The organism is Leptolyngbya sp. BC1307 (assembly GCF_002286735.1).
In the GTDB taxonomy this organism is placed as follows: domain Bacteria; phylum Cyanobacteriota; class Cyanobacteriia; order Phormidesmidales; family Phormidesmidaceae; genus Phormidesmis.
The window spans coordinates 51,208-65,589 of the sequence record NZ_NRTA01000017.1 but is presented as its reverse complement, the minus strand read 5'-3'; the positions used below and the strand labels follow the sequence as shown (position 1 = coordinate 65,589).

Annotated in this window: 12 protein-coding genes; 6 read left to right on the top strand and 6 right to left on the bottom strand. The window is 55.3% G+C overall.

Annotated features, from left to right (window positions below; genetic code table 11):
- Positions 1-59 precede the first annotated feature (59 nt).
- Complete coding sequence (locus CKL79_RS11610) at positions 60-557, top strand: ferredoxin (protein ID WP_121969746.1); 498 nt, start codon at positions 60-62, stop codon at positions 555-557.
- Between the two features lie 14 nt (positions 558-571).
- On the opposite strand, the gene CKL79_RS11605 is transcribed toward CKL79_RS11610, so the two are convergent.
- From CKL79_RS11605 to phoU, 5 genes are all read right to left on the bottom strand, one after another.
- Positions 572-1,942 carry a hypothetical protein gene (locus CKL79_RS11605; RefSeq protein WP_121969745.1) on the bottom strand — a complete coding sequence of 457 codons (1,371 nt, stop codon included), beginning with the start codon at positions 1,940-1,942 and terminating at the stop codon, positions 572-574.
- 78 nt (positions 1,943-2,020) lie between these two features.
- Positions 2,021-3,052, bottom strand: a complete 1,032-nt coding sequence (locus CKL79_RS11600; protein ID WP_121969744.1) for a hypothetical protein — start codon at positions 3,050-3,052, stop codon at positions 2,021-2,023.
- Positions 3,053-3,077: 25 nt separating this feature from the next.
- Positions 3,078-3,674: a flavin prenyltransferase UbiX gene (locus CKL79_RS11595; RefSeq protein ID WP_121969767.1), complete on the bottom strand. Its 597-nt coding sequence runs from the start codon at positions 3,672-3,674 to the stop codon at positions 3,078-3,080.
- A 133-nt stretch (positions 3,675-3,807) separates the two neighbouring features.
- Positions 3,808-6,162 (bottom strand): ribonuclease R family protein, encoded by a 2,355-nt coding sequence (locus tag CKL79_RS11590; RefSeq protein WP_121969743.1) that lies wholly within the window; start codon positions 6,160-6,162, stop codon positions 3,808-3,810.
- A gap of 603 nt (positions 6,163-6,765) precedes the next feature.
- Positions 6,766-7,536, bottom strand: coding sequence for a phosphate signaling complex protein PhoU (gene phoU / locus CKL79_RS11585; protein ID WP_121969742.1), 771 nt, complete (start codon positions 7,534-7,536; stop codon positions 6,766-6,768).
- Positions 7,537-7,964: 428 nt separating this feature from the next.
- Between phoU and psaM the strand changes: the two genes are divergently transcribed.
- The 3 genes from psaM to ribBA all read left to right on the top strand — a co-directional run bounded on the left by psaM (position 7,965) and on the right by ribBA (position 10,886).
- Entirely contained in the window at positions 7,965-8,060 is a 96-nt protein-coding gene (psaM, locus tag CKL79_RS11580) for a photosystem I reaction center subunit XII (RefSeq protein ID WP_121969741.1), read from the top strand.
- 462 nt (positions 8,061-8,522) lie between these two features.
- Positions 8,523-8,924 (top strand): hypothetical protein, encoded by a 402-nt coding sequence (locus CKL79_RS11575; protein ID WP_121969740.1) that lies wholly within the window; start codon positions 8,523-8,525, stop codon positions 8,922-8,924.
- Between the two features lie 141 nt (positions 8,925-9,065).
- The gene (ribBA, locus tag CKL79_RS11570) at positions 9,066-10,886 is read left to right on the top strand and encodes a bifunctional 3,4-dihydroxy-2-butanone-4-phosphate synthase/GTP cyclohydrolase II (protein ID WP_121969739.1); all 1,821 of its coding nucleotides are present in this window, start codon (positions 9,066-9,068) and stop codon (positions 10,884-10,886) included.
- Positions 10,887-11,008: 122 nt separating this feature from the next.
- On the opposite strand, the gene CKL79_RS11565 is transcribed toward ribBA, so the two are convergent.
- Complete coding sequence (locus CKL79_RS11565) at positions 11,009-12,367, bottom strand: S41 family peptidase (RefSeq protein ID WP_121969738.1); 1,359 nt, start codon at positions 12,365-12,367, stop codon at positions 11,009-11,011.
- Between the two features lie 387 nt (positions 12,368-12,754).
- Between CKL79_RS11565 and CKL79_RS11560 the strand changes: the two genes are divergently transcribed.
- Positions 12,755-13,564: a creatininase family protein gene (locus CKL79_RS11560; RefSeq protein WP_121969737.1), complete on the top strand. Its 810-nt coding sequence runs from the start codon at positions 12,755-12,757 to the stop codon at positions 13,562-13,564.
- Positions 13,565-13,600: 36 nt separating this feature from the next.
- The gene (locus CKL79_RS11555; RefSeq protein ID WP_121969736.1) at positions 13,601-14,368 is read left to right on the top strand and encodes an ROK family protein; all 768 of its coding nucleotides are present in this window, start codon (positions 13,601-13,603) and stop codon (positions 14,366-14,368) included.
- Positions 14,369-14,382: the final 14 nt, after the last annotated feature.

Below are 14,382 nucleotides of genomic sequence, written 5' to 3'. Positions count from 1 at the left end.
TGATCTCCACATAGTCCCCACATAGTCCCCACGTAGCACAGACGTAATCAGGTATTAACATGGCCGAAAACCGAGACGCACTGACGCCGGACAACGCCCTGAAAGCAGAGGCTGAGTACTCAACGTCAGCCGCCAGTCCAGACCGCCGCACTGGGCTAGAGCCAGAGCTGGGTGGATCGCTCAGAGATGCGCAATCGCGCACTGGGTTGGAACCAGAGCTAGGCGGACGCTTTCGCCAAACGGGGGTGTATGTTGACGAGCTGACCTGCATTGGCTGTACCCACTGCGCTCATGTGGCACGCCGTACGTTTTATATTGAGCCTGACTATGGCCGGGCGCGGGTGATCTGCCAGGACGGCGATTCAGAAGACCTAGTGCAGGAGGCGATTGATACCTGCCCGGTGAACTGCATTCACCATGTGGACTACACCGAACTGCGGCAGCTAGAGCGCGATCGCCAGCATCAGGTTATTCCAGTGGTCGGCTTTCCTGTAGAAAAAGCCGTAGCCGCCGTTCAAAAGCGCCGACGGCAGGCTAAGCGTGCCCAGAAGCCATAGGCGACAAGCGATCGCTAAAATTTGGAAATTCGCACCTGTCCGCTGGCTGTGAGCACTATGCGCAGGGTCATCCCGGCAGATTGAGCAGTGCTGTGGCCGTTAGTGGTTGAGTCATCAGGGCTCATTGAAAACGTGAGGGGTTGGCCATCGGGGGGGAGCAAGCGATCGCGATAGGCTTGGGCTGCTTCGCTAAGCGCTGCAAAGGTCACGACCTCACCCGATCCAGATAGCCGCATCTGATAGGCTAGCGGTGCTTGACTGGCCGACTGATCGGGTTGCCAGCGGGCTGCAAAATAGGCTTGTATCTGCGCAATAGTATCCGCTTCATCGGTAGCGGCTGGAGAGACTGGTGTGGGAGCATCAGCGACAGAGAATTCCTCAGCGGTATCGGCACTGGCTGCAGAGCTGGCCGCAGAGGGTGCTATCGGCTCGGCTTGACGGGCTGCTGCGGGTGCATCTTCGCTGACATTGGCAGGTGCTGAGGCGAGGGACTCATTCGATTCAGCACCTGCCGATTGAGCGGGCTGATTGGGCATCGGGCCAGGTGGCTGTTTTGGACGACTGTCGGCAGGGGCACGGCTACCCGCCGGTGGGCTCTCAGAGCGGCCAGCAGAACGGCCAGGCAAAGCAGGTAACGTATTACTACCCTCTGGCACGGCGCTCGCATCAGGTGCCTCCAGGTCTCTAGGCGCGGACGCTTCTGGAGATTGATTGGATGGGGATTGATCTGGGCGAGGGGCAGCGGCAGAATAGTCTGATTCTGAGGCGACTTCTGGCGCGGAGGTAGTTGCGTCTCGATTAACAACTGGCCACAGCGTCGTCGTCAGGCCAATAGCAAATACGGCGGCAGCAGCAGAACTGGCCCATAGCTTAGGGCGACGACGGACGGCTGCTAACGAAATTAGATTGCCGCTGTCTCTGCTACGGCGCTCGGGGCTGCCCTCAGTAGCGCTACTGGAGGGTTCGCTCGCTAAAGCCAGACTGAGAGACACAGGCAGCGGACGGACGGCCTGTTCGCACTGGTTAAGGACAGTTGTCAGGTCACAAAGCTGTAGATAGCTGAGGGGGGACGCTATCTTACAGCCGGGGGGCAGCGGCGGCACGGAGCGAGCAGTCCCCGTATTAAGGCTGGCTAAGGCCAGGGTCGCGCGGGTTTGCTGCTGAATGTAGTGGGTGACTGATTGGAGGGTTTGGCGATCGCCTTCGGTCACCAAAGTCGCAGCAGTTTCGTCGCTATCGGCAGGTCGTAGCCATAGCTGAAACTGTAGCTGGTGAGCGACCGGCTGCGGCTGCCATTGCGACAGCGCCGAGAGCTGCAGCGTGACATCAAGCGTACAGCTACCAGCGGTATAGCGTTGATGGATAGGGCTAGCCAGCGAAGTCATGTTGCAGATATAGGCGCACAGATAACAGGATAGCGATCAATCAGCTCAAGCGTTAACTGGTTACTGATCTAGCAACGCTTAAGACGAGGAATACGGCTCCTCATCGTCGTCTAGCGGTCGGGTCGGTGGGGCAATCACCCGGTAGTCAGCTTCATACACGCCGTCAGGCCCCATTTGGTCAACGCCATCTCGGTCGAGATCCGCATAGTCGTCAGCGATATCGTCACTGTCAGCCCCATAGAGGCCATCGGCATAGACCCTGCGGGTGTAGCCGGGTGCGCTGGGCGGCGGCGGATTGTCATAGCTGTCGAAGCTTTCCCAGCCCTGGTCAAGCTCATCGCCGTCGCCTTGATAGCTCGGACGACGGTAGCGATCATCTTCCGCATAGCCGCTAGCTTGATCGGCAGATGACTCCCATCCGGACGCAATATCGTCAGCTAGACGGTCGGGGCTTTCACGAGTGCTTCCGGGCCGAATGAAATCAAATAGGCCCCGCTTAGGAGAGGGGATTTGGCCAGCTGCAGCGGAGCCACGGAGCGAGGGGTCTTCGTCCTCAGCGTCCCAGCTGTTGCGCTGCTCCGGGGTGCGGCGATCGCCCCAGTCATCGTCAGTGCGGCGACTGCGAGGGGTCGGGTCGTCATCACTCTTTTTTTTTACCGAGGGGGGCGTTTCTCGGCTGGGTGGCGGGGTGACAAATGGCTTGTGAGCGGTACGGGGCGGTGAGTCTTGAGGCGAGCTGACCGTTTGAGCAGGCGCAGGTTCGCTGACAAAGGCCGAAGAACGACTGTAGTTAGGATCTGCCTGGGAGCCAGTCGATGAGCTAGACGGGCTAGCGTTAGGCAGAGTCGTGCTGCCAGGGCTCTCTGGGTAGGGCACTCGTCTGCCCATCGGGCGGTACTTGCTTTCGGGCGGTCGTTGCAGGCCAACTAGCGCGTAGATCAGCAGTGTCACCAAAGCACCGAGACAGACGGCCCCGAGCAACAGCAGGCCAAAGGGAATTTCGATGGTCTTGCCGCTCAAAATGACCAGTGCGACGGCAGGAGACAGGTTTTGTACGGCTAGCACTATCAGCGCAGCCAGGATCAGCAGCAGAACAATCAGTCGGGGCATGGTTGAGTACCTCCAGGGGGCCTTTTTATTTGCCTTCCCAACGTCGTAATGGTACACAGTCTATCGCAAGCTGATCCAGCGCTCTAGCCACAACAAAGTCAACCAGGTCTTCAACTGACTGCGGGCGGTGGTACCAGGCCGGAATGGCGGGCACGATCCGCGCCCCTGCTTCAGCCAGAGTGGTGAGGTTGCGCAGATGAATCAGACTTAGTGGTGTCTCTCTCGGCACGACGACCAGCGATCGCCCCTCTTTGATCTGCACATCGGCAGCGCGCTCTAGCAAGTCTGAACTCAACCCTGCTGCCAGCTTACCGACCGTACTCATACTGCAAGGCATAATCACCATACCCAACGCTCTAAATGAACCACTGGCAATGCTAGCCCCCACATTGCCCCAGGCGTGACAGCGCAGCTTACCGGCAGACTGGACGCCCGCCTGCTCTCGCCAGAAGTCTGCTTGCTGCTCGGGGTTAGTCGGCATCTGCACGCCGTCTTCTTTTAGCCAGACCTGATGAGAGGCCCGGGAGGCGACTAGATCAACGGTATAGCCCGCGCTCAGCAAATGCTTGAGCGATCGCACCGCATAGATCATCCCTGAAGCGCCGCTCACCCCCAAAATCATCGGTCGTTGAGGCGTAGGCAGCGTGAGATTAGCGTTTACTGACTCAGCAGCGTTGTCCACGGTCACTTTTGGCGTTAGTCCTGCTGATAGATAGGTGGCAATTGATAGCGGATTGAGTACGGCGAGGCTGGGCTTACTCTTCTTCTTGGCTAAAGTCCTCGTTGCCATTGTCATCATCGTCGTCATCGGTGGCTTCGCTGCCGCCACCGACGGCTACCAGGTCAATCTGCTGCCGGTAGTAGTCAACGCTCTTGACCTGCACTTCGACGCGATCGCCCAGCCGATACTGCTGCCGGTTTTTACGGCCAACTAGCTTCTGCTGCCGCGAGCGATATTCATACCAGTCATCTTTTAGCGAGCTGACATGCACTAAGCCCTCTACCAGCAGTTCCTCTAGCTCTACAAAGAACCCATAGGACTGCACACCCGTAATCAGCCCGTGAAATACCTCGCCCGTGTGCGCCTGCATAAAGGCCGCTTTTTTCAGCCCTTCTAGATCGGACTCGGCATCTTGCGCTAACCGCTCTCGCTCCGTCATTTTGATCGGCACGCGCGACAGTTGCTCTTCCATTTCTTGCTGCACGGCCGGCGGCAGTACGCTCCAGTTGATGTTGCCGTGGCAAGAGCTGTGGCGCAGATTGACCTGATCTTTCGACCGGGAAGAGCGGCGATCGCGCCCATGCTCAAACACTGCATGTAACAGCCGGTGTACCAGCAAATCGGGGTAGCGGCGTACTGGCGAGGCAAAATGGGTGTAGGCATCGGCGATCGCCAGCCCAAAATGAGGCCCCGGCTGCGCGCTGTAGACAGCTGGCTTAAAGGTCGCGAGCAACAGGTAGGTCAGCACCTTTTCAGCTTTGGAAGCGGCAAACTGCTCAGTAAAGTTACGATAGTCGCGGGAATGCACCTCGTCTTCGTTTTCTAGCTGCAGATTGAGATCCATATTGTTGGCCAGCTTCATCAGCTCCTGCACATCAGCCGGGTCAGGGGTCCGGTGAATGCGGTACAGCCCCGGAATGCCCAGCGCCTGGATATGCTTAGCCACCAGATGATTGGCCAGCAGCATAAACTCAGTGACAATAATCCGGGCGGGTAGCTGCGATGAGACCACCATGGCCCCGAGTGCTCCCTCATCGTCGTACTGAAACTTGGGAGAAAGGTACTCAGCTAGCTCTTCTGCCTCAGGCGGAAAAACGTGCTCAGGTAAGTTCAGCTCAAAAGACCCGCGCTCGTGGCGTCGCTGCTGGACTTCTTGTGAGAGCTGAAACAGGCTGTCGATCAGATCATAGGCTGACTCAAAGGGCTCTATATCTTCTGAAGTCGGTTCCCTCTCTGCTAGGGCTTCATCGTCTTCGCGCCCCAAGATCGACTGCACCTGCTCGTAGTCGAGCTGATGATCAACTTGAATGACGCTGGGCTGAATTTCGTATTCAAGCACCTCGCCGTCGTCATCAAACGTGACCAATACCGAAACAGCGAGCCGATCTTTGCCAGGAACTAGAGCGCAAAGGGCATTGGGCAAAGGCGGCGGCAGCATAGAGACGACATCATCACCCAGATAAACCGCCGTGCCCCGTCGTCTGGCTTCGCGATCAATCGGCTGATTGGGCTGCACGTAAAAAGAGACATCGGCAATATGCACAGACAGACGGCGGTAGCCAGCGTCGGTAATTTCTAGACTGAGGGCGTCGTCAATGACTTTGGCATCAGAGCCATCAATGGTGATGATAGTTTGGCTGCGCAGATCGAGTCGGCCTTTGCTGTCACTTTTGCGGACGCGGTTGGGCAGGCCCCGTGCGGCGATAAACACCTCTTCTGAAAAGTTGCGCGGCAGATCGTGCTTGCAATAGACAATGTCAATATCGGCGGCGTCTTCAGCGTCGCTGCCCAAGATGCGAGCTACCCGGCCTTGAGGCGGATTTTGGGCGAGCGGATAGCGGGTGATTTCAACATGGATCAAATGGTTAATCGCATCGGCTAAGTCGGCTTCGCTCTCAGTGATATCCACATCAAACAGCAGCCGATCATCTAGAGGGACCGCTTTGAACTGGTCGGCTTCGCCCGCTTTGACTTTAGAGAGCACCGAAGCGTTGGCCCGCTCCAAAATCAGCTTGACTTCGCCTTCGGGGCTACGGCGACGGCTGCCGTCTTTGGTGACTTTGACCAGCACGCGATCGCCATTCCAGGCCGTATTTAGCTGGCTCTCTCGCACGTAGATATCATCGGCCCCTTCTTCGTCTTGAATGGCAAAGCAAAAGCCCTTACTAGAGCAGCGCAGCTTGCCTTCGATCACATCTTCTTCTTGAACCCGGCGGTATTTACCACGAGACTTTTGCAAAATATCAATGCGCTCCAGCGCATCTAGGGCGATCTGCAAATCTTGGGCACAGGGCTCAGCTGTACAGTTCAGCTTTTTTTCCAGAGTCTTGACAGTCACCAACTTGTCGTCTGAAAAATTGGCTAACAGTGACGCGATCGAAAATTCCATGTAGCGATGAATCCTTGAATTGAATCCTTAAATTTCGAAGAAAGGGGCTTAAGATGAAGTGAAAATCTGCATCGAATAGGCACAGACACATCTCAAGCAGGCAGTTTTGACTCGCACTATCAGAAGCTGCAGCGCTTGCCTCTACTTATCTTACGCAGCCACTGCCAGCGTGATGACATATAGCCGCTAGCAGCTTCGGATCACAGCGTAATTGGCAGCTGATTGGCAACTGTCTAGTTTTGAGCGAACGATAAAATCAGATGGTATGCGGCGTTTTTTAAGCAGTGAGGTCAGAGGCCTTTACGCTTTGATGCACTAAATCAAAAGATATCAGGGCAAGCGATATCAGGGCGGATGCTAGCTCACGGGCGGTTGGGCTAAATGCACCTGAAAATGACTTTCCAAAGCGTTCATAAGCGGTGTCAGAAATTAGCCGCGTTCACATCTTAAAGATATTGCCAGCTTTCATGTTTTCTAATCTCACAACCCTCTTATGTTTCCGCATCGGTAGAGGACTGTCAAATGTTTTCCTTCAAGTTACTTCTGATTCTACCTATTTACGGCAGATTTTTGCAGTTAAACCCAGGGCTACAACGATGCCCGCTAAAAACGCTCACCCGTAATCACATAAGTCACTCGTTTGCCCACATTCGTAGCGTGGTCAGCAATCCGCTCTAGAGAACGGATAACGAGCACCATCAGCACAATCGGCTCTACCGAACCGCTGACACAAGGCGAGCTGACTAGCTGGTTGTACAGCCTTTCGTAATCGTCATCGACCACGTCATCTTTGCGTTTAATGCTGCGGCCAGCCTCGGGGTCAAGCTCGGCGAGCGATCGCAGGCACAGCGCCACCATCGACCGACAGCGATCTAGCATCGTCTCAACCTCTTTCATCCCCTCATAGACCGGATAGGGAAACAGCTTGATTGAGGTCTTGCCGATGCTTTTGGCATAGTCACCGATGCGCTCTAGATCGCGCACTATTTGTGTAAAAGCGCTCACCAGACGCAGATCTTGGGTGACCGGCGCTTCTAAATTTAGCAGATGGGTACAGTCAACTTCGATCTGACGATAGAGCTGGTCAATCTGCTTGTCTTGAATGGGAATTTTTCTAGCGGCTTCTAGATCGCGATCGCACAGCGCCTCTCGGGCTAGCAAACAAGAATTTTCGACTAGCGCCCCCATCTTTAAGACATCCCGATAGACCCGGATTAGCTTGCGATCCAGACTAGGCCGAGAAGAACTCTGCTCATGGGTAAGCCCCCCGTCACCCGTTTGAGCTGCGGCGTAAACGTCTGCCAGGCGACCACTGTAGGGCCTTGATCGACCGCTGTTAGAGGGGTCGGATGGGGATGGAGAGGTGCTTTGCATACTTTCTATGATGTCTGGCTTATTGTAAACGGGTGCTTATAAAATATGGTTGCTATAAAATAGAAGCTGACGAAATGGCCGCTCATAAACAATTAAATTAGCCTCGAACAGGCAAAAGGGCTCTCCATCAGACGACACAGTCTGAGCATAGCAACGCTATTTATTGCCTAACCGGTTGGGATGCAGGAGATAGGCCCGATATAGCTCGCTGATAGATTAGGGACGAAGCTTAGGGACGAAGCTGTAGCTGTTTGTCTACACAACGGCAGATGTCAGGCAATGTCGTCTCTGCGCCGCGCCGCAGAGAGAGACGCAGATGTTCATGTAGGTGAAGATGTGTAACGGTTAGTAACTAAACTGCTAACACAGTGGTCACTTTAGGAAACAATTTACCTGTATTACATACTTTAGAAAGGACAGTAATCACAATGGCTTTATCAGATACTCAAATCTTCATGGCGCTCGCCTTTGCCTTAGTTCCTGGGTTTTTGGCCCTGCGCCTAGCCACTGAACTGTACAAGTAGAGTTGATTCAGACTTCAAGGCGAATCGAGAGGCACTGACCGCTCCTGATTGCCCGGGTTTTCTGAATTTAAAGGCCGAACTTGATCTGCTCGGACTAGACCTACCGGATTTTAAAGAGAACTCCCGACGGAAGACCATGGCTGGTTTGTCTATCGGGAGTTTTATTTCATATCGGAAGCTTTGCTATCGCCTCGACCGACCGTCTTGCCTGCTCCGTCTTGCCTGCTCCGTCTTGCCCAACCCGCTAGCTTCATGGCCCGAACTGAAGCGTAAGCCCTATGGCGGCTATAGAGCTCCCTTCGCGAGCTAGTCATGAGCAAAACTAATAAGGAGCCTGAAGAACTTGCAAGTTTCAGAAATACATCCATAATGTATGCGAGTATCAGGTAAGCCGTAATTCCCCGGATGCCGTTTGCCCTGTCGCTAATTACGATCAGCTCGCTATTTTGGTGATTTTCATCTATGAATGCTGCTAAGCACCCGGCCCCCCCTGCGACCCCATCGACATCGCCCGTTCAGAGCCCTTACCAACCGAAGCGAACGCTCCATGTCGGGGCGCGTCGGGCCATTGCCTTTGAGTCATCGGTGAAGCTAACGGTTAACCTACTGCTAGCGATTGTAGCGACGACCACGATTGCCAAGCTAGTGCCTTACTATCAGTCTCAGCAGCAGCAACTGAACACCTTGCAAGAGTCGGTACAGGGCGCTGAGAAGAAGAACGCTGAGCTGCGATCGCAGTTTGACCGCAATTTTGATCCGGCTCAGGCAGCGCGAATTATGCAAGAGCAGAGCGGTCTGGCCTATCCCAATCAAAAGCAGGTGATTTGGACTCCGTCCCTAGCGGGTACGCCGGGCAAAGAATAGCAGGCAGGCAAGCGAGCAGGCAAGCAACCTGCGAATAGCCCACCCATTCACAGGTCGCCGAAGCTTTATGGGTTAGCGATTTCGACCCAGGCCGATACAATCGAGAGGTATAGATACTCTTCGCTTGTGTAAGGAATACCTGTGGTTGACGCCGCTTTCGATGCTCGTGATCTCACCCCCTCTCGCGACTTAAGTTCCCCTGAAGACAGTGCCGATGGAGCCCCCGCTGGTGAGGTTACCCCTGGCAAACCACCGCTAGATTTTGAATTTGACTCTATTGAAGCGGCCCTGGCAGAGCTGGCAGCGGGCCGAGCGATTGTCGTCGTCGATGATGAGAATCGCGAAAACGAAGGCGATGTCATCTGCGCGGCGCAGTTTGCCACCCCAGATCTGATTAATTTTATGGCGGTAGAAGCGCGAGGGCTGATCTGTCTGGCGATGACTGGCGATCGCCTCGATCAGCTCGATCTGCCGCTGATGGTTATCAGCAGCCCGTTTGAAGATGAAAACGAGCAAACGGCCTTTACGGTCAGTATTGATGCAGCTCTCACCTGGGGCGTCACGACCGGCATTTCAGCAGAAGACCGGGCGCGCACCATTCAAGTCGCCATCAATGGCAAAGCCGTCCCCCAAGACTTGCGCCGACCGGGCCATATTTTTCCCCTGAGGGCCAAAGAGGGTGGCGTCCTCAAGCGGGCCGGACATACCGAAGCCGGCGTTGATCTTGCCCGGCTAGCGGGGCTGTATCCAGCAGGCGTCATCTGCGAAATTTCGAACCCCGATGGCTCTATGGCCCGGCTGCCAGACCTGGTGCACTACGCCAAGCGCCACAGCCTGAAGCTAATCAGCATTGCCGACCTCATCAGCTACCGGCTGCGGCACGAGCGGTTTGTCACACGTGAGGCGATCGCCGCCATGCCGACCAAGTTTGGCGATTTTCAGGTATATGCCTATCGTAACCAGCTCGATGGCTCTGAGCATGTTGCCCTGGTCAAAGGCGATCCGGCAACATTTAAAGCCGATCCGATCATGGTGCGGATGCACTCCGAGTGTCTGACCGGAGACGCATTAGGATCGATGCGCTGTGACTGCCGGATGCAGCTTCAGGCCACGCTGAAGATGATCGAAAACGCCGGTCGAGGGGTGGTGGTCTATCTGCGTCAGGAAGGGCGCGGCATTGGCCTGGTCAACAAGCTCAAAGCCTATTCTCTGCAAGATATGGGGCTCGATACGGTTGAGGCCAATGAGCGGCTCGGCCTGCCGGTCGATCAGCGCAACTATGGCATGGGCGCTCAGATTTTGATGGATTTGGGCGTTGGTCAGTTTCGGCTGATTACTAATAACCCTCGCAAGATCGCTGGGCTCAAGGGCTATGGCCTAGAGATGGTAGACCGGGTGCCGCTGCTAATTGAAGCCACTTCTTACAACGCCAATTATCTGGCCACCAAGGCCAAAAAAATGGGTCATCTGCTGCTGCAGACCTATCTGGTGACGGTCGCGATTCAGTGGAGCGCTGAGGTGGCAGGCGACGATCCGGTCACAGCCCGCTACGAAAGGCTAGAAAAGCTGCGCGCTTTGGCCCAGCAGCACAACCTGCTGCTGCAAGAAGAGGCCCGCTCAGTGGCGGTGGCGGTATTTGGCCAGATGCCTTTGATTGCTCACCTGGGTTTAGATCAACCCGATGTGGCTGACGACCACTGGTACAAAGATGAAAGCCATCCGTATGTGCGGGCGATCGCTGCTCTACTGGATGACTTAATCAGCTGGAAGAACATCGACCAGTTAGAATTTTTGATTTCAACCGGTGGCGATCCGTTTACTCAGCTCAAAGTGCGGCTAGATCGGCAGATTTTCCCCTGGTTGCCAACCGGAGAAAACCCGCTAACGCCCGGTGATATTTGCCGGCAGTTAGAGACTCAGAGAATTTACGTCTTCTCTCAGCACAGCACTCAGCCTATATAGCTTTGGGTAGCTTTGGCCACTTTGCTCTGTATAGCCTCCGGCACTTTGTTATCTAGTAGCGATCGCTAGAATCTCTACGTGCTGCGTTCAAACCAGCCACGCCGAGTCTGCTTACGCGGTCGTTAGGGCTCTACACGACCGAGCTGGCTAGGTAGCAGCGGTTGCGTCAGACCAGGAGAAGCTAGCATCGGAGAATCTCCCTGGCGACGAGCAATCACCTCCGGCTCAATGGCAGTGACGGCCCTGACAAACTGAGGGTCAGCGCTGGTGCCACGTCTGGCCGGATTCGTCTCTAGCTCTTGGCGCTGCTGCTCAGTCAGACTGACGCTGATATCTGGCGTGATGCCGCGCCGACTGATATCGGTGCCATCGGGCGTGTAGTAGTGCGCCACCGTGACCGCTAGCCCCGATCCATCAGACAGACCGTGAAGCTGCTGCACTAGCGCCTTGCCAAAGGTCGGATCGCCGACTACCACTGCGCGGTCATTGTCTCGCAGGGCACCGGTCAAAATTTCGCTAGAGCTAGCAGACTGACCGTTTACCAGCACAGCCAGGGGCAGATCTGAAATGGCCGTCCGGTTGGCCATAATCTCCTCACTGTGGCCATCGCGGTCCACGGTGCGGACGATACTGCCCCGAGGCAACCACATGCGGCTGATATCAATGCTGGCGTTCAAAAGCCCGCCCGGATTTCCGCGCAAATCTAACACAAAAGCCTCTGCGCCCTGCTCAGTCAGGGTACTGATCGCAGTGTGCATTTGCTCGGCAGCATGGGCGCTAAACTCATCCAGGCGAATGTAGCCCACGTTCATCCCGGCTTGCTGCTGCAAGTCAAAAGTAACGGTCGGAACGGAGACGACCTCGCGCGTTAATGCCAGCGTCGCTTCACTGCCGTCTGTCCGGCGCAGCGTCACTGAAAGCGGACTGCCGCTCTCCCCTCTAATTAGCTGAGAAGCCTCTTCAATGCTCAGCTCTCGGCTGGAGCGCCCGTCGATTACTAAGATGATGTCGCCCGCTTCAATGCCGGCTTGCTGAGCAGGTGATCCCTCTAAAACGCCTACGACTTTAAGACTCTGGCCAGCTTGCTCTAGTCGCACACCCACCCCGGAGACCTCGCCAGCGGTTTGCTCAGTCAAAGCCGCGTACTGATCGGGGTTGAGAAAGCGCGTGTAGGGGTCTTCTAATCGGCGCAGCACCCGCCGTAGCTCACTGTAGGCCGCATCCCTGGAGGTATATTCGCCGCTTAGCAGCGCCTCTCTTACGCCCAGCCAATCGACCCGGTTAAAGCTGGCATCGACATACTCCTGGTAAACCAGCTGCCATGCCTCATCTAAGACCATTTTAGGACTGTCTCGAAAATCGGCGGCGGCGACTGGTTGGGCCACCCCGCCCATACCAGTGACAATGGCGGGAAAAATCAGGGCGGTAGCGCCTACGGAGCAATGTTTTAGAAAGCTTAGAGCACAGGCGGTATTTTTCATTTACAACAGAGACTGCGAAGAGGAAAGAAACGTAAGATGCAAATTACGAGAGGTTTGAAAATAATTGGGTAAGGCTAAAAACGCAGCCTATTAAACTCAGATTTAGGAATAATGTCGAAGACACGCTCTATAGAGTAGAAGATGCCCTACCCAAGGTAATCAATAAAGTTGGGCGCGTAAATAGGTAATTATCAGGAGCCTGAATAAAACCCGGGTAATTTATACGACCCCACTACCCCGATAATACTGGGAGTCTCTAGGCATCGCTGCTCGGCTGCGGCCAGCTCGTTGACTGCCCTACCCTATTCTTACAGAGTGCTCCGATTTGCTGGCCCTTTCTTGTTGATCTGTAAGATTACGCAGCTTGAAGCAGGATATTTTTAATTTATGCATGGCTATATTCCCGCAGAGCGCTTTTTTCCTTACCTGAGCTGGACTCAGGTGGAGGCGCTGCCTGACAAGGCCAATACCCTAATTATTCAGCCGATTGGCGCGGTGGAGCAGCACGGGCCGCATCTGCCTTTGGTGGTGGACGCGGCGATCGCCACCGCAGTCGTCGGCCAAGCCCTGCACCAGCTAGACCCAGCCATACCGGCCTATGCCTTACCGCCCCTCTACTACGGTAAGTCCAATGAGCACTGGCAGTTTCCCGGCACCATCACGCTGACGGCGCAAACACTGATAGCCGTGCTCATGGAGATGGCTGTCAGTGTTTACAGAGCCGGTTTCCGTAAGCTAGTCCTGGTCAACGGGCACGGCGGCCAGCCCCAAGTCTTAGAAATTGTCGCTCGTGACTTACGCCAGCAGCACAGTGACCTGATGATATTTCCCCTATTCGTCTGGGGAGCCCCGCACAATGCGGCTGAACTGGTGGGCGCATCAGAATACAATCAGGGCATTCATGCAGGCGATGTGGAAACCAGCGTGATGCTTTCCCTTCTGCCCAATCAAGTCGATATGGCTAAGGCTGTGCGAGAGTATCCCAATGAGCTACCAGCTGGGAGCCTGCTGAGTTTGGAAGGGCAACTGCCGATCGCCTGGACGATGGCTGACCTGAGTCGGAGCGGGGTGGTAGGAGATGCTACGGTATCGACGGCGGCTAAAGGCAATGCGATTTTGGCGTCGGTGGCAGCGGGCTGGGTGAAAGTGCTCGAAGAAGTTTACCGCTTTGAGGGCTTGCGTCCGCTGCCCTCTTAAAGATTCAAAAGAGATTCAGACGAGGAGTGTTTTTATATGCAGCCTACTGACGTTCAGCCCGCTGATGCTGAATTGGCGCAAGATCAGCCCGCAACTGTGAAGAAGACTTTGGCAGTCGATATTGGGGGGAGCGGGATTAAGGTCTTGATTTTAGATGAGCAGGGCAATCCGCTGGGAACGCGCGATCGCGAAAAAACCCCTGACCCCGCTACCCCCGATGCTGTAATTGCCATCATCGAGCAATTGGCCAGCCAGCAAAGTGACTATGATCGGGTTTCGGTCGGGTTTCCGGGCGTCGTCCGGCAGGGGGTCGTGTTTACAGCGGTCAATTTGCATCCGCTCTGGCAGGGTTGCGATCTGGCTCAGCAGCTAAGCGATCGCCTTGGCAGACCCGTACGAGTCGCCAACGATGCCGATATGCAAGGGCTAGGGGCGATTTCCGGTCAGGGAGTAGAGATGGTCATCACCCTGGGCACCGGGTTTGGCACTGCTCTTTTTACTGAAGGGCAGCTCGTCCCCAATTTAGAAATTGCTCACCATCGCTTTCGCAAAGGGGAGACCTACGAGGAGCAGCTCGGTCGGGAGGCGCTAAAAAGGGTCGGCACCACAACTTGGAACAAGAGACTGACGAAGGCGATCGCCTCTCTCTCTCATGCGTTTAATTACGACCGGCTTTATTTGGGCGGCGGTGAAGTCAAGCAGATCGATACTGCCTTACCTGAAAATGTGAAGGTGGTTTCTAACGTCTTGGGTTTGCTAGGCGGCATTAAGCTATGGCAATCAGCAGAGACTGCCCGCAGATAAAAAGTAGCCGCGTT